At 66.6% G+C, this 14,523-nt stretch carries 13 protein-coding genes; 11 read left to right on the plus strand and 2 right to left on the minus strand.

Annotated features, from left to right (window positions below; translation table 11 throughout):
• Positions 1-5: 5 nt before the first annotated feature.
• On the minus strand, positions 6-1,190 hold the full coding sequence (locus ABTV10_RS05900) for an ROK family transcriptional regulator (protein ID WP_499033192.1): 1,185 nt from the start codon (positions 1,188-1,190) through the stop codon (positions 6-8).
• A gap of 181 nt (positions 1,191-1,371) precedes the next feature.
• Between ABTV10_RS05900 and zwf the strand changes: the two genes are divergently transcribed.
• Genes zwf through ABTV10_RS05925 form a run of 5 tightly spaced genes read left to right on the plus strand, consistent with a single transcriptional unit; the run spans position 1,372 to position 6,427 of the window.
• Complete coding sequence (zwf, locus tag ABTV10_RS05905; RefSeq protein WP_499035144.1) at positions 1,372-2,871, plus strand: glucose-6-phosphate dehydrogenase; 1,500 nt, start codon at positions 1,372-1,374, stop codon at positions 2,869-2,871.
• Entirely contained in the window at positions 2,868-4,742 is a 1,875-nt protein-coding gene (edd, locus tag ABTV10_RS05910) for a phosphogluconate dehydratase (protein ID WP_499033194.1), read from the plus strand. Before zwf ends, edd begins: the two co-directional genes overlap by 4 nt.
• On the plus strand, positions 4,739-5,365 hold the full coding sequence (gene eda, locus ABTV10_RS05915; protein ID WP_499033195.1) for a bifunctional 4-hydroxy-2-oxoglutarate aldolase/2-dehydro-3-deoxy-phosphogluconate aldolase: 627 nt from the start codon (positions 4,739-4,741) through the stop codon (positions 5,363-5,365). The genes edd and eda overlap by 4 nt, the downstream gene beginning before the upstream one ends.
• On the plus strand, positions 5,362-6,171 hold the full coding sequence (gene ppgK, locus ABTV10_RS05920; RefSeq protein ID WP_499033196.1) for a polyphosphate--glucose phosphotransferase: 810 nt from the start codon (positions 5,362-5,364) through the stop codon (positions 6,169-6,171). Before eda ends, ppgK begins: the two co-directional genes overlap by 4 nt.
• A 31-nt stretch (positions 6,172-6,202) precedes the next feature.
• The gene (locus tag ABTV10_RS05925) at positions 6,203-6,427 is read left to right on the plus strand and encodes a hypothetical protein (RefSeq protein ID WP_499033197.1); all 225 of its coding nucleotides are present in this window, start codon (positions 6,203-6,205) and stop codon (positions 6,425-6,427) included.
• Between the two features lie 203 nt (positions 6,428-6,630).
• Here the strand turns inward: ABTV10_RS05925 and ABTV10_RS05930 are convergent, their stop codons facing one another.
• Positions 6,631-7,428, minus strand: coding sequence for an IclR family transcriptional regulator (locus ABTV10_RS05930; RefSeq protein ID WP_499033198.1), 798 nt, complete (start codon positions 7,426-7,428; stop codon positions 6,631-6,633).
• Between the two features lie 611 nt (positions 7,429-8,039).
• On the opposite strand from ABTV10_RS05930, the gene ABTV10_RS05935 reads away from it, so the two are divergent.
• The 6 genes from ABTV10_RS05935 (at position 8,040) to ABTV10_RS05960 (ending at position 14,485) form a co-directional block, all read left to right on the plus strand.
• The gene (locus ABTV10_RS05935) at positions 8,040-9,257 is read left to right on the plus strand and encodes a DegT/DnrJ/EryC1/StrS family aminotransferase (RefSeq protein WP_499033199.1); all 1,218 of its coding nucleotides are present in this window, start codon (positions 8,040-8,042) and stop codon (positions 9,255-9,257) included.
• 88 nt (positions 9,258-9,345) lie between these two features.
• Positions 9,346-9,552, plus strand: a complete 207-nt coding sequence (locus tag ABTV10_RS05940) for a hypothetical protein (protein WP_499033201.1) — start codon at positions 9,346-9,348, stop codon at positions 9,550-9,552.
• Positions 9,549-10,409, plus strand: a complete 861-nt coding sequence (locus tag ABTV10_RS05945; protein WP_499033203.1) for an SDR family NAD(P)-dependent oxidoreductase — start codon at positions 9,549-9,551, stop codon at positions 10,407-10,409. The genes ABTV10_RS05940 and ABTV10_RS05945 overlap by 4 nt, the downstream gene beginning before the upstream one ends.
• Positions 10,406-11,644 carry an acyl-CoA dehydrogenase family protein gene (locus ABTV10_RS05950; protein ID WP_499033204.1) on the plus strand — a complete coding sequence of 413 codons (1,239 nt, stop codon included), beginning with the start codon at positions 10,406-10,408 and terminating at the stop codon, positions 11,642-11,644. Before ABTV10_RS05945 ends, ABTV10_RS05950 begins: the two co-directional genes overlap by 4 nt.
• On the plus strand, positions 11,641-12,825 hold the full coding sequence (locus ABTV10_RS05955; RefSeq protein WP_499033205.1) for an acyl-CoA dehydrogenase family protein: 1,185 nt from the start codon (positions 11,641-11,643) through the stop codon (positions 12,823-12,825). The genes ABTV10_RS05950 and ABTV10_RS05955 overlap by 4 nt, the downstream gene beginning before the upstream one ends.
• 49 nt (positions 12,826-12,874) lie before the next feature.
• Positions 12,875-14,485, plus strand: a complete 1,611-nt coding sequence (locus ABTV10_RS05960; RefSeq protein ID WP_499033206.1) for an AMP-binding protein — start codon at positions 12,875-12,877, stop codon at positions 14,483-14,485.
• The last annotated feature ends 38 nt before the right edge of the window (positions 14,486-14,523 follow it).

Below are 14,523 nucleotides of genomic sequence, written 5' to 3' on the forward strand. Positions count from 1 at the left end.
CGACCTCAGCGCTTCGATAGGTCCCGATCGACCGACGCGGGACTCAGGACATGGTCGACGGCCAACGTGGCGCTGCCGATGACGCCCGACCGGTCGCCGAATTCGGTCGGCAGAATCTCGAGACCCCGGGTGGCCACCGCTATAGCGCCGCCGTAGAGCGTCTCCCGCACGCCCGCCACGAAGTCGTCGTAGGCCGGCGCCATGTCCCCGCCCACCACGACGACGGCGGGATTGAGCAGGTTGACCGCACCGGCCAACACCTCGCCGATGTGCCTGCCGGCCGTGCGGATCAGCCGGCGCGCCTCGCTGTCGCCTTCGAGGGACAGGGTCACGACGTCGCGGACGTGGGCGACCTCGCGGCCGCGGGCACGCAGCTGCTGCACCAGCGCCCACCCTCCGGCGACGGCTTCCACGCAACCGGTCTCCCCGCACCGGCAGGGCATGCCGTCGGCGGCGACGGTCTTGGTGTGCCCGATTTCGCCGGCCGCGCCGAGGGCGCCGCGCTGCAGCGCCCCGCCCGCCCGGATGCCGGCACCCAGCCCGGTCGACGCCTTCAGCAACAGCAGGTCGTTGCACTTGCCGAGCCGCCCGTGGCCCTCGGCGAGGACCATCACGTTGGTGTCGTTGTCGACGAGCACTGGCGCATCGGTCAGCTCGGCGAAGAACGGCGCCAGCTCGACTCCGTCCCAGCCGGGCATCATGAGTGCGCTTCGGCTGCATCCGCGTTCGGCATCGACAGTGCCCGGAATGCTCACGCCCACGCCCAAGACCTCAGCGGGGCGGCGGTCGAGTGACGCCAGTAGCTGCGTGAGCCGCTCGGCCGCAAGCGGCACCACCGTGTGCGGTCCGACGTCGGTGTTCTGCTCGAGGCCGTCGACGGCCAGCACACCCGCCGCGAGATCGCACACGGCGAGCTGGACGCGGCTGCGGCCTATAGCGGCAGCCAGGACGACGCCGGCGTCGACGTTGAACGCGAGGGTGGTCGGCGGACGCCCGCCCGTGGACACGCCGTCCTCGACTTCGGTGACGAGATTGCGGTCCTGCAGGGCCGCTATGCGCGAGGTGACGGCGGTGCGCGACAGACCGGTGCGGGCCGCAATGTCGGCTCGGGTGAGCCCGTCGTGACTCCGGATGACGGCGAGCAGATCACCAGCCGTCACGGGGGAGCTGGGTCGGTGTGACTTGCGCATACGCCGATTCAACCAGCTCCCCCTCTCGCGGGTTTGAGCGATGCAAGATTCAAGTTCGGGAAGTTAAGTCTGCGAAAGACAGACTTTTGCTTGCAAACGGTCATAAGTCTCGATACCGTCTGGTGCTCAGTGATCCGAAACGTCGGAAAGAGACTCCGTGACAGCGATTTCCGCGCCACCCATCCCCGCCTCGTCGGAGGCACCCCCATCTGGTTCCTCCGCGGCCACGTGCGATTTCGTCGTCTTCGGTGGCACCGGAGACCTCACCGCCCGCAAGCTGCTGCCCGCCCTGTACCTGCAGGACCGGCGCGGCGGCCTGTCCGAGGACACGCGCGTGATCAGCGTCGCCCGTGCGGATCTCGACGGTGCCGCGTACCGGGCCAAGGCTCGCGAGGAGCTCGAACAGTTCGTCGACGGCCACCTGCTCGACTCCGACGTGCTCGCCCGGTTCCTCGAGCGGATCGAGTACATCCACCTCGACTTCCTCGACGGGGACTGGAGCGAACTGCGGGCACTGCTCGACCCCGGAGCGGGCCGGGTCCGGATCATGTACCTCGCCAGCGCGCCGTCGATGTTCGGCCCTATCTGCCTGCGGCTGCACGAGCAGGGGTTGGCGGACGATGCGTGCCGGGTGGTGCTCGAAAAGCCCATCGGAACCGATCTCGAATCGGCGCGTGAGATCAACGATGCCGTGGGATCGGTGTTCTCGGAGTCGCAGATCTACCGAATCGACCATTACCTGGGCAAGTCCAGCGTCCAGAACCTGCTGGTGACCCGATTCTCCAACGCGTTGCTCGAGCCGCTGTGGAACTCGAGGTGGATCGACCATGTGCAGATCACCGTCTCCGAGACGCTCGGGGTGGGAAGCCGCGGTGGCTACTACGACCACGCGGGCGCGTTGCGCGACATGGTGCAGAACCATCTACTGCAACTTCTCTGCCTCATCGCGATGGAGCCCCCGGCGCGGATGGACCGCGAGAGCGTACGCGACGAGAAGCTGAAGGTGCTTCAGTCGCTGAAGCCGTTGCGCGGAGCGGCTGTCGACCGTGACACCGTCCGCGGTCGCTACGAGGCCGGTGTGGTCGACGGCCGGCCCGTCGCCGGCTACCTCGAGGAGGTCGGCAACCCCGACAGTCGCACCGAGAGCTTCGTGGCCCTGGAGGCCCGGGTGGAGAACTGGCGTTGGGCCGGCGTGCCGTTCTACGTGCGTACAGGCAAGCGCATGTCACGCCGATGCTCGGAGGTGGTGGTGCAGTTCAAGCCTGCCCCGTATCCGTTCTACGCCGACGGCGAGGCCGGCGGCGGGCAAGCGAACCGTCTCGTCGTGCGTCTGCAGCCGGACGAGGGCATGCAGTTGTACCTCAACTTCAAGGAGCCGGGATCCGGTGCGGTACGCATTGATCCGGCGCCGCTCAGCCTCAGCTACGCCAAGCTCTTCGGGGGTGCAGTCCCCGACGCCTACGAACACCTGCTGATGGACGTCGTCCGCGGCGACTCGACGCTGTTCATGCGGCGTGACGAGGTCGAGGCCGCGTGGGCGTGGGTGCAGCCGATCCTCGACCACTGGGCGACGACCGATGTGCCACCGCAGCCGTACCCGGCCGGTGTCGACGGTCCGGCCGCATCCGATTCACTCATCGAGTGCGGCGAACGCTCTTGGTATCAAGGACATTTCGAATGAGTCTGCATCCACGACTGGCCGCCGTCACCGAACGGATCATGCAACGCAGCCGCGACGAACGGCACGCGTACCGCGATCGGATCCGTCGCGCCGCGGAGGCAGGTCCCGTTCGTGGGCGACTGGCGTGCGCGAACTTCGCGCACGGGTTCGCTTCGGCCGGGCCACCGGACAAGGAGGCCCTGCGTGGGCTGGTGAAGCCCAACGTGGCGATCGTCTCCTCGTACAACGACATGGTGTCCGCGCACAAGCCCTTCGAGTCCTACCCGGCGCTGCTGAAGAGCGCGGTCGTCGCCGCCGGCGGGATCGCGCAGTTCGCCGGCGGCGTCCCCGCGATGTGCGATGGGATCACCCAGGGCACCGCGGGTATGGAACTGTCGCTGTCGAGCCGCGACGTGATCGCTATGTCCACCGCAATCGCACTGTCGCACAATATGTTCGACGGCGCTCTGATGCTCGGCGTCTGTGACAAGATTGTTCCGGGAATGTTGATCGGCGCACTCAGCTTCGGGCACCTGCCGACCATCTTCGTGCCGGCGGGACCGATGACCTCCGGACTGTCCAATGGCGAGAAGTCTCGCGTGCGCCAGCTGTTCGTGGAGGGCAAAGTCGGCCGCGAAGAGCTGCTCGACGCCGAGGCAGCGGCGTACCACGGCATCGGCACCTGCACGTTCTACGGGACCGCCAACTCCAACCAGCTGCTCATGGAAGCGATGGGCCTGCACCTGCCGGGCTCGAGCTTCGTCAACCCGGGTACCGCTCTCCGCGAGGCGCTGACGGCGGAGGCCGGTCGGCGGATCAGCCGACTGACCGCTCTCGGCGACGAGTACACCCCGATCGGCGAGATCGTCGACGAGCGTGTGATCGTCAACGGTTGTGTGGCACTGCTGGCCACGGGCGGCTCGACCAACCACACCATTCACCTCGTCGCGATCGCGCGGGCCGCGGGGATCGTCCTGACCTGGGATGACATCTCGGACCTGTCCGAGGTCGTCCCGCTGCTCGCACGCATCTACCCGAACGGGCAGGCCGACGTGAACCACTTCCACGCAGCCGGCGGTGTCGGATTCGTGCTGCGAGAATTGTTGTCGGCGGGTCTACTGCACGAGCACGTACGGACGGTCGCCGGCCAGGGCCTGCGCCGCTACACCGAGGAACCCCGCCTGGCGGAGTCCGGACTGCACTGGGCTGCGGGGGTGACGTCGAGCCTCGACACGGACGTCGTCCGGCCGGTGACCGACCCGTTCGACGCCGAGGGTGGGCTCAAGATGCTCGCGGGCAACCTCGGCCGCAGTGTGATGAAGGTGTCCGCCGTGGCGCCGGCTCACCGGTTCGTCTCGGCGCCGGCGCGGGTGTTCGACGGCCAGGCCGACTTCCTCGCCGCGTTCGAGGCGGGCGAGTTCGACCGGGACGTCGTGGTGGTCGTGCGGTACCAGGGCCCTCACGCCAACGGGATGCCCGAGCTGCACAAGCTCACCCCGGTTCTCGGTGTGCTGCAGGACCGGGGGCTGCACGTCGCACTGGTCACCGACGGCCGGATGTCCGGTGCGTCGGGCAAGATTCCCGCGGCGATCCACGTGACACCCGAGGCGGCGTCCGGTGGCCCGCTCGCCCGCGTCCGTGACGGCGACGTCATCACGGTCGACGCGGTCACCGGAACTCTCGATCTGCACGTCGACGCTGTCGCACTCGCAGCGCGTCCCGTTTCCGGCAGGCGACCGAGCGACGGGGAATGGGCCGGACAAGGGCGGGAGATCTTCGCGGGCATGCGCACCGTCGTCGGACCTGCGGACGAGGGGGCGACCGTGTTCGCGCCCCCGGTCCCACGCACCACTTCGATTTCGTACGAAACAGTTTCAGGAGGTCTGCGATGACCACGTCGCTGCTCGACATCTCACCGGTCGTCCCCGTCGTCGTTCTCGACCGAGCCGAGGACGCCGTGCCGGTGGCACGTGCACTCGTTGCCGGCGGAGTCTCGCTGATCGAGGTGACGCTGCGGACCCCGGTGGCGATCGAGGCCATCCGACGCATCGCCGCAGAGGTGCCCGAGATCAACGTCGGAGCGGGAACGATCGTCACCCCCGCGGACGCCCGTGCGGCCGTGGCGGTCGGCGCAGGCTTTCTCGTCTCGCCGGGCAGCACGGCACCGCTGGTGTCGGCGGCACGCGAGTGCGGCGTGCCCTACCTGCCCGGCGCATCGACCGTCTCGGAGGTCCTGACCCTGCTCGACCTCGGTTTCGGGGAGATGAAGTTCTTCCCGGCGCAGGCCAGCGGCGGTGTCGACTTCCTGAAGTCCCTGGCCCCCGTCACCCCTGGCGCGCGCTTCTGTCCGACGGGCGGCGTCAGCGTGGACAACGCAGCGCAGTACCTCGCGCTGCCGAACGTCGGATGTGTCGGCGGATCCTGGCTGACCCCACGCGACGCCGTCACTGCCCGTGATTTCAGCCGGATCACCGAACTGGCCCGTGCCGCAACTGCTCTGCGGGCGGCGAAGTGATCGCGGCGGAGGAAAGCGGTCTCGCGCTCGGCATCGACATCGGCGGCACTGGCATCAAGAGCGGCATCGTCGGGCTCGACCGCGGCGAGCTCGTCGGCAGTCGTCATCTGATCGCGACACCGCAGCAGTGCACGCCGGAAGCGGCCGCGGACGCAGTGGCGGTCGTCGTCGAGCATTTCGCTTGGAGCGGTCCGGTGGGGATCACCCTGCCCGCCGTCGTCACCGACGGCATCGCCCGAACAGCAACCAACATTGCGCCCGAGTGGATCGGCACCGATGCGCGCGCACTGTTCGCCGACGCGCTGGGTGGAGGCGAGGTGACGGTGCTCAACGACGCCGACGCCGCAGGTCTGGCCGAGTACCGCTACGGGGCCGCGACCGACGGCGTCGTGGTCGTGCTCACCTTCGGTACCGGAATCGGATCGGCCGTCCTGCACGACGGTGTCCTACTGCCGAACACAGAACTCGGCCACATCGAGATCGGCGGCAAGGACGCCGAAAGGCTCGCGGCCGCATCGGTGAAGACCCGCGAGGACCTGACCTGGGGGCAGTGGTCCCGCAACGTCGACGCATACCTTCGCTGCATCGAGAACCTGCTCTGGCCAGACCTTTTCGTCGTCGGAGGGGAGATCAGCCGAATGCACAAGCACTGGATTCCAGGGTTGTCGGTTCGTACTCCGATCGTTCCGGCGCAACTGCTCAACAACGCCGGCCTCGTCGGCGCCGCCGCCGCGACGAGCGTGATGCCCGTACCGCGCGGCCTCGAGAGCCCGTCCTCGCCTCCGTTCTCGGCGCTGATCACGTGACGGTACCCGCATCCGACCACAGGAGCTTGTCATGACCACGAAGACCGATCGCAGTCGAATTGGACAGTTCGTCCGCCGCGGTGGGCCCCCCGCCTACCGCACCGACGAGTGGGCCCAGATCGTCATGCGGGCGCTGTCCGCCAACGGCGAGTGCTGGCTGGTGTTGTACCACGACGGCGCGAACAACGTCATCCCCGTCCACGATCCGTTGCGGAATTACGAGTTCCGGACGAGCCCCGTCGACTGGCGGGTCTGACGACCGCGCGCCCCGCCCTTGGATACGTGATCGCTGACGGCCGGTTTACCGGTCGACAGCGCCCGCGAATTCGAGGTATGGGGCGCAGTGTTCAGGGGCGGAGAGGGAACGGCTGGTCCGCGAGAGTAGGTGGTACACGGATCAGGCCGGCAGCGACGCCGGATCGGGTGTGCGCGCCACCACTGATGCGGTTGTCATCTCGATCAGGTTCGCGACGAAAGCGTCGTGGGGTGCAGCGTCCGCGAGATCTTCCGTGCGGCCTCGATGACGAGCGGGGCGACGTGATCGAGCTGTGCCGTACGGGCGTCCCCGCACAGCGAGATTCCGGCGATGGGAGTGCCGGCTCCACGAATCGCGACGCCGACGCAGGCAACACCGTTCACCGACTCGCCCCGATCGAAGGCGAGACCACCACGCTGCCGAATCCGGGTGAGTTGCATGTGCAGGGTCGGCATGTCTGGGGCCGTTCGGTCAGTGCAGATACTCGGACGCTCTCGGCACAAGTGATCGACGCGCTCGGGGGCGAGCCACGCCAGCATGGACCTGCCGGCGGCGGTGGCGTATGCGGGACTTCGACCGCCGACGCGTGACGGCAGTGTCGTTGCGAATCGGCCGCCCACCTTGTCCAGGCAGAGACTGTCCGACCCGTCGAGGACCACAAGGTGCACGACCATGCCTGTCCGCATGTGCAGTTCGTGCAGCAGAGGCGCTGCTGCGGAGCGGATCTCGTTGTGGCTGCTGCCGCCGAAACTGTAGGCACGGCTGCCGAGCCGGTAGCCGAGCGGCGTGTGCTCGAGCCAGTTCGAGTGGACCAGCTGGTCAAGGATGCGGTGCACCGTCGAGCGAGGCAGCTGGGTTCGGCGCATCACGTCGGAGTGAGTCAGTGGTCTGGTGGTTCCGTGGAATGCGTCGAGAATCAGGGTCATCCGCTCGATCATGGACGGCCGCAGTTCTTCGCGGATCGGAGTGTCGACGGACCGACCCGTATCGACAACCGTCATTGAATCCTCCGTGCGCTCGTTCTCTGCGTCCATCATCGAATGACAGCCCTGATCAGGACGCGCGTCTCCCCGGACCTGACGGACCGAGACAATCAGGGCTGCAACGGGTTCGGCGAGCACAATGTCGTTTCATCAGATGCCCATCTTCGCGCCGTCCGATCGAGGACTTTGCTCCGTCAGCGATCGTCGGCCTATCCATCGCAGTCCTCCTCGAGTAATGCACCGCTGTAAGGCGCGCTTCTGCATATCGAGCGGGCGGCCACGCCTGTCCTGCGACTTAGAACCATATTCTATTGAAGGGAACCCGAGATCGCGTGAGGATGCAAGTCCTACCTCGCGCAATCCCTCTGCAAGGTAGGTCGGATCCAACGGTAAGGGGTTGATCGAATGTCGTCGCCGGGTCTTGACGCTTCGAGAACCCAGTTCTATATTCGATCCAGATTGAGAGGTACACCGGACTAATGCCGGTGTGGAATCGCTACCCCGTGCAGGTGTGAACCGCCACTGTCGATTTCGACCTACCTGCTCGAGCAGGGTTGGCGTGCAGAGCTTGCTGCCGTAGCTGATCGGTGCCCACGGACGCCTTCCGAGATATCAACCGAGGAGATCCCATGACCAGGGTTGTCTACGCCCGAAGTGTTCACGACGATGCCGAGATCGATGCGTGTCTGGAGGTGCTGCGGGGTGGTCCGTTCGCGCTGAAGATCGGTAAGAATGTGGCCGAGATGGAGCGGCGGGTCGCAGATTTGTACGGCAAGAGGCTCGGACTGATGTGCAACTCGGGCTCGTCCGCGCTGTATCTTGCGTTGGAGTTGCTGGATCTGCCGAAGGGGTCGGAGGTCATCACCTCGCCGCTCACGTTCTCGACCGATGTCTCGCCGATCGTGCGTGGGGGCTGGGTTCCGGTGTTCGTGGACGTCGAGCCGGATACGTACAACGTCGACGCGTCGAAGATCGAGGAGTTGATCACCGACAAGACCAGGGCGATCCTGGTGCCGAACCTGGCGGGCAATGCGCCTGACTGGGACGCGATCCGGGAGATCGCGGACCGGCACGATCTGAAGGTCGTCGAGGATTCGTGCGACTGCATCGGAACGACGCTGCGTGGCACCAGGACCGGGTCACGCTCGGACATCACCGTCACGAGCTTCGCGATGGCGCACATCATCACGTGTGCGGGTAACGGTGGCATGGTGTGTCTCGACGACGAGAAGCTGCGGGACAAGGGTCTGATGCTGCGGCGGTGGGGGCGGCGTTCGGAGCCGCACCTGTTCGGGTCCGAGAAGACGGGTCGGGTGTTCCGTGAGGATCTCGACGGTGTCGCGTACGACAACGACTTCATCTTCGATGTTCTGCCGTGGAACTTCGAGCCGTCCGAGCTGGGTGCGGCGTTCGGTTTGGTGCAGCTGAGCAAGCTCGACGTCAACTACACGCGGCGGGCGCAGATCTTCGAGGCGTTCTCCGCGGCGTTCGGGGCGTATCCGTCGCTGTTCCGGCTGCCGAGGCAGCTCGAGGGGTTCCAGACGGCGTGGCTGTGTTATCCGGTCACTGTTCGTGAGGATGCCGGCTTCACCCGGTCCGATCTGCAGGAGTCGCTCGAGGGTGCCGGTATCGACACGCGGACGGTGTGGAGCGGCAACGTCACCCGCCATCCGATGATGCGGGGCGTCGAGTACCGCATCCCGGAGGGTGGTCTGCCCTTCGCCGACGAGGTCTTCGAGCGTGGGATGTCGCTCGGCATGAGTCACGGGATGAGCGACGAGGAACTCGATCACGTCGTGGCGAGCATCCACGCCTTCGCCTCCAAGTACACCACTGCACAGTCGTAGGACGGTCCAGAGACGGTTCTCGCGGCGCGGGCCCCTGATCTCGCGACGTCACGACACGTTTCACATACATCTGATCAGGAGTCTCACAGTGACGAACGAAACGCCGTACAACCTCATCTCCGTGGACGGCCACGCCGGTGCTGATGACACCCCCTACCGTTCGTACCTCGAATCGGTGCGGCACAAGGGGTTCGACGCATGGCGCGGCAAGCACCAGAACGCGTACCGCGTTCTGGTGGACGTGCTGCCGTGCGGGTCGTTCGCCACGCAGGTCGAGGCGGAGCTGGGCGCGTGAGCGGCCGGCTGGAGGGGCGTCGGGCGATCGTCACCGGCGCCAGCCGCGGGATCGGGGCGGGCATCGCGCAGCGGCTCGCGGCGGAGGGCGCGGCGGTCGCGATCGTGGCCCGCACGGTCGACGAGCCCGATCGCGGGTTCGAGGGCACCCTCGCCGAGATCGGCGAGCTGATCCGCGCGGCCGGCGGCACCGCCGCGACCATCGCCGCCGCACTCGAGGACCCCGAGTCCCGCGGGCGGATCGTGGAGGAGGCCGAGCGGCAGCTCGGCGGTCCGATCGACATCCTCGTCAACAACGCCGCGGCGGCCTTCTTCCAGCCGCTGCGGGGCATCCCCGCGAAGCGGGCACACGTCACGTTCGAGGTGAACGTACATGCGCCGCTGGACCTGGCGCAGCGCGTGATTCCCGGCATGCGCGAGCGTGGGGAGGGCTGGATCGTGAACATCACCAGCGGGACTGCCCGGCTGCGCCCCGTCGAACCCTTGCCAGAGGGGGAGACGGACCTGGACGCGGACATCCACGGCACCGCCCTCTATGGCGCCAGCAAGGCGGCACTGGACCGCATCACCGCGGGTCTCGCCGCTGAACTCAACGGCACCGGAATTCGGGTCAACGCCGTCCGGCCACGGTCGGCGGTCGCGACCGCCGCCGCGCTGACGGCGGCGTCGAACATGGTCGGCACCCAGTGGTTCGTTCCGGAGTCGCTCGAGGAGATGGTCGAGGCTGTCATGTGGCTGTGTGACACCGCACCGCATTACACCGGCAACATCGAGGCGAGCCTCGACATCCTCGAACGTGAGGAGATCACGGCACGCGGCCTCGACGGCGCGCCGGTTTCGAAGGAGCAGAACGCATGACCATCGCCGACGGCATCCCGAGCAGCACCACTCACAGCGCGTTTCATGACCCCGGCTGTGGTGGCGAGCTGAACGACGTCCACTCGAGGGTGCGTGCTCTTGCTGACGCACACCCCTTCGCAGAGTTGTCGATGATCGACTATCTCGGCAAGCGGTACGACGCCGGTTTGGCGTGGATCCACCATCCGGTCGGTCTCGGAGGCTTGGGGCTGGCCCGGAATCTCCAAGAATCTCTCGAAGAAGCCCTCGCCGATGTTGGTGGCCCCGTTGTCGACGCATTCCGGAATCCGATCGGAACCGGAATGGCCGCACCGACGATCGCGGAACACGGAACGGACCAGCAATGTGCACGTCTACTGCGTCCGCTGTGGACTGGCGAAGAGATATGGTGCCAGTTGTTCAGTGAGCCCGATGCGGGATCTGACCTTGCAGGGCTGTCGACCCGTGCGGTCCGCGACGGTGACGAATGGGTAATCAACGGTCAGAAGGTGTGGACCTCCTACGCGCACAAGGCTCGCTGGGCCCTACTGCTCGTCCGCACGGACGTCACAGCACGCAAACACCAAGGGCTGACGTACTTCATCCTGGATATGCGCGGGCCGGGTGTCGAGGTCCGCCCCTTGCGGCAAGCCAACGGCCAGGCCGAGTTCAACGAAGTCTTCCTCACCGACGTACGCATTCCCGACACGATGCGCCTCGGAGAGGTAGGACAGGGTTGGGCCGTGGCACGGACGACCCTGATGAACGAACGAACATCCATCGGTGGTCGAACAACCCAAAGAAACGACGGCCACATCGGTCGGGTACTCGACCTGTGGAGGGAACGACCCGAACTGAGAACACCGGGTTTGTATCAGCGCCTCATGCATGTCTGGGTTGATATCGAGGCCGCACGTCTGACGAATGAGCGGACCAGGCAGGCGATCGCTACCGGAGCGCCCGGGCTGGAAGGCTCGGGTGCCAAGGTGACCTTCGCGAAGAACAATCAGGAAGTGGCCCGGTTGTGGGCGCAGTTGGATCCCGCCGCGGGCTTGAGCTACGACGACTGGTCGGTGGCGAACGGTGTTCCGCGAGTGCAGAGGCCGGCGGGATACCACTACCTGCGTTCCCGGGCGAACTCGATCGAGGGTGGAACTTCCGAGATCCTTCTCGGTCTGATCGCAGACCGGGTTCTCGGGCTCCCGAAAGAGCCGAATCCCACAGCAGACCTCGCGTGGCAGGACATTCCGAAATGACAACGACAGCGCAGCACCATCCCGATACCGTTCCCGACCTGCTCTACGACTCGACTCACGAACAGTTGCGGGCCACTCTCCGTGGAGTACTCGCCGAAGAATGCACTACGGACGTGTTGCTCCGAACAGCCGACACCGGTGCCCGCAGCAGTGCGGCCCTCTGGGACATCATCGCAGGAAAGATGGGGTTGACCGGACTCCTCATCCCGACGGAACTCGGCGGTGACGGTGCCACTACCCGGGAAGTTGCGGTGGTGATGGAGGAGCTCGGACGCGCAGTCGCGCCCGTCCCCTACCTGGCCAGTTCGGTCCTCGCGACCCTCGTCCTCGTCGACTGCGGTCGAGCTGGGTCCACCGCCGCCGAATCGGTGTTGAAAGACCTTGCCGCAGCATCACTGACGGCCACCCTGGTCGTGGAAGCGACCCGGGCGCCGGGCGCGGACTGCTCCTCGCGCGTTCGAGCGACGTCCGGTGGGGCACCGGCGTCGGTGGGTCTGACGGGGACCGTTTCCTCGGTACTCGCCGCGGACTACGCGGACGTGTTCGTCGTCCAGGCGGTCGCGTCTGGAGAGCCCATTCTCGCGCTGGTCGATCAACCAGCTTCCTCCGTCCGAGTCACACCCGTCACCAGTTTCGACACCACCCGCCCGGTCTTCACCGTCGACTTCGACAACACCCCCGCAACGGTATTGGCCACCGGACCCGCCGTCCTGCAGGCCGTCGATCGTGCATTGCGAACCGGTGCCGCCATGATCGCAGCGGAGCAGGTGGGGCTCCTCGAGTGGGCGCTGGACGCTGCCTGTTCGTATCTGACGGTGCGGCATCAGTTCGGCCGTCCGATCGGCTCGTATCAAGCTTTGCGTCACCGTGCTGCGGACATGTGGATCTCGCTGGGGCAGGCACGCGCGACGTCCCAGTACGCTGCAGCCGCCCTGGCCACCGACAGTCACGATGCAGAGGTGGCCAGCTCGTTGGCAAAGGCGCACTGCACTTCTCGCTCCTTGGATGCGATCGAAGACTGCTTGCAGATGCACGGTGGGGTCGGATTCACGTGGGAACATCCGATCCATATGCGACTCAAGCGCGCGTTCGCGGCGCAGCTGACGTTCGGCAGTTCCGAACATCATCGACTGCTGCTGGGTGACCTGTTGGACATCCCTGCCCCATCGAACGAGCTGTGAACCTCTCACCGCCAGCGCCTGCGAACAGGTAACTTCTCCGAAGGGAATCATGATGCAGTTCAATCTCGCCGATGTCTTCGAATCGGTCGCCGAATCGGTCCCCGACCGAATTGCGCTGACGTATGAGGACCAGCACCTGAGCTACGCGAGCCTGAACGCCGAGGCGAACCGAACCGCCAACCTGCTGACGAAGGCCGGCATCCGCCAGGGCGACCACGTGGCCCTGTTCCTGAAGAACAGCATCGAACACGTCACGTCCATCCTCGGACTGATCAAGATCCGCGCGGTGCCGATCAACGTCAACTACCGCTACACGCCGGCCGAACTCGAGTACATCTTCACCAACTCGGACTCGACCGCGGTGGTCGTCGAACTGCCCGAGCATCAGCGCACCCTGGCCGACCTGCTCGGCAGCTACCCGCTGATCCGGACGGTGCTCGTCATCGGCGATCCGGTCGAGGAGTTGCTCACCGCGGCTGCCGCCCGCTCGATCACCGTGTCCCGGTTCGCGGACTCGGCCGATCTCCCGGCCACCGCGGAGTTCCCCGCCCGCTCCGGCGACGACCTCTACATCCTGTACACGGGCGGCACCACCGGCTACCCGAAGGGCGTCATGTGGCGCCACGACGACTTCTTCCGAAAGCCGCTCTCCGGCGGCAACCCGTACGGCGAGGACGCCCGGCAGGACCTCGCGGAGGTTGCCGCTGCCGCAAAGGAATTCCCCGACATGGCGTTCCTCATCGCCGCCCCGCTCATGCACGGTGCCGCGCTGTACTCGCTGTTCACGTTCTTCACGCTCGGTGCCCGCGTGGTGCTGATGCGCGACTTCGACCCGAAGAAGGTCGTCGAGGCCATCGAGAAGGAGCGACTGCAGGTGATCCTGATCGTCGGCGACGGCATGGGCTTGCCGCTCGTCGACGAGATGGAGCGCCGCAAGGACGACATCGACTTCAGCTCGCTCTTCTCGATCACCTCGGGCGGGGCGCTCTGGTCGGTCGGCGTCCGGGAGCGGATGCTCACGGTCAAGCCGGAGCTGTTGTTGCGCGACAACTTCGGTGCCTCGGAGTCCGGCAACGACGGCGCCTTCACAATCGACGAGGACGGCAATCTCCGCATGGCACCCTCGCCCAACATGATTCTCGTGGACGAGCGCCTCGACGAGATCGCTCCGGGCACCGACGAGATCGGGTACATCGCCCGCATCGGCAACGTCCCCCTCGGCTACTACAAGGACGAGGACAAGACCGCCCGCACGTTCCCGGTCCGCGCCGACGGCACCCGCATCTCGGTCCTGGGCGACATGGGGCGGATCGAGGCCGACGGCACCATCGTCTTCCTCGGCCGCGGCTCGCAGTGCATCAACACCGGCGGTGAGAAGGTGTTCGCCGAGGAGGTCGAGGCCGCGCTGCACGCGCACCCCTCGATCGCCGACGCCCTCGTCGTCGCCAAGCCCGACGAGCGGATGGGCCAGCAGGTGGCCGCGGTGATCGCGATCTACCCCGACGCCCCGGAACTGACGCTCGACGAGGTCCAGGCGCACTGCCGCAAGACGTTGGCCGGCTACAAGATCCCGCGGACGATCGTGCTGGTCGACGAGGTCAAACGCACCCCCGCCGGCAAGGCCGACTACCGCTGGGCCACCGAGATGGCCTCCGCCTAGCCCAGTGCGAGACGCGCCCGCGTCGGCAACGCAGCCAT

It is taken from the genome of Paraburkholderia sp. RHO2 (genome assembly GCF_050955445.1).
GTDB lineage: Bacteria > Actinomycetota > Actinomycetes > Mycobacteriales > Mycobacteriaceae > Prescottella > Prescottella agglutinans_A.

What these genes read in the sequence shown, in the direction of transcription:
- eda (WP_499033195.1), top strand. Translation starts at nt 4,739, where the DNA reads ATGACCACGTCGCTGCTCGACATCTCACCGGTCGTCCCCGTCGTCGTT.
- ABTV10_RS05935 (WP_499033199.1), top strand. Translation starts at nt 8,040, where the DNA reads ATGACCAGGGTTGTCTACGCCCGAAGTGTTCACGACGATGCCGAGATC.
- edd (WP_499033194.1), top strand. Translation starts at nt 2,868, where the DNA reads ATGAGTCTGCATCCACGACTGGCCGCCGTCACCGAACGGATCATGCAA.
- ABTV10_RS05900 (WP_499033192.1), bottom strand. Translation starts at nt 1,190, where the DNA reads ATGCGCAAGTCACACCGACCCAGCTCCCCCGTGACGGCTGGTGATCTG.
- ABTV10_RS05950 (WP_499033204.1), top strand. Translation starts at nt 10,406, where the DNA reads ATGACCATCGCCGACGGCATCCCGAGCAGCACCACTCACAGCGCGTTT.
- ABTV10_RS05930 (WP_499033198.1), bottom strand. Translation starts at nt 7,428, where the DNA reads ATGACGGTTGTCGATACGGGTCGGTCCGTCGACACTCCGATCCGCGAA.
- ABTV10_RS05955 (WP_499033205.1), top strand. Translation starts at nt 11,641, where the DNA reads ATGACAACGACAGCGCAGCACCATCCCGATACCGTTCCCGACCTGCTC.
- ABTV10_RS05925 (WP_499033197.1), top strand. Translation starts at nt 6,203, where the DNA reads ATGACCACGAAGACCGATCGCAGTCGAATTGGACAGTTCGTCCGCCGC.
- ABTV10_RS05960 (WP_499033206.1), top strand. Translation starts at nt 12,875, where the DNA reads ATGATGCAGTTCAATCTCGCCGATGTCTTCGAATCGGTCGCCGAATCG.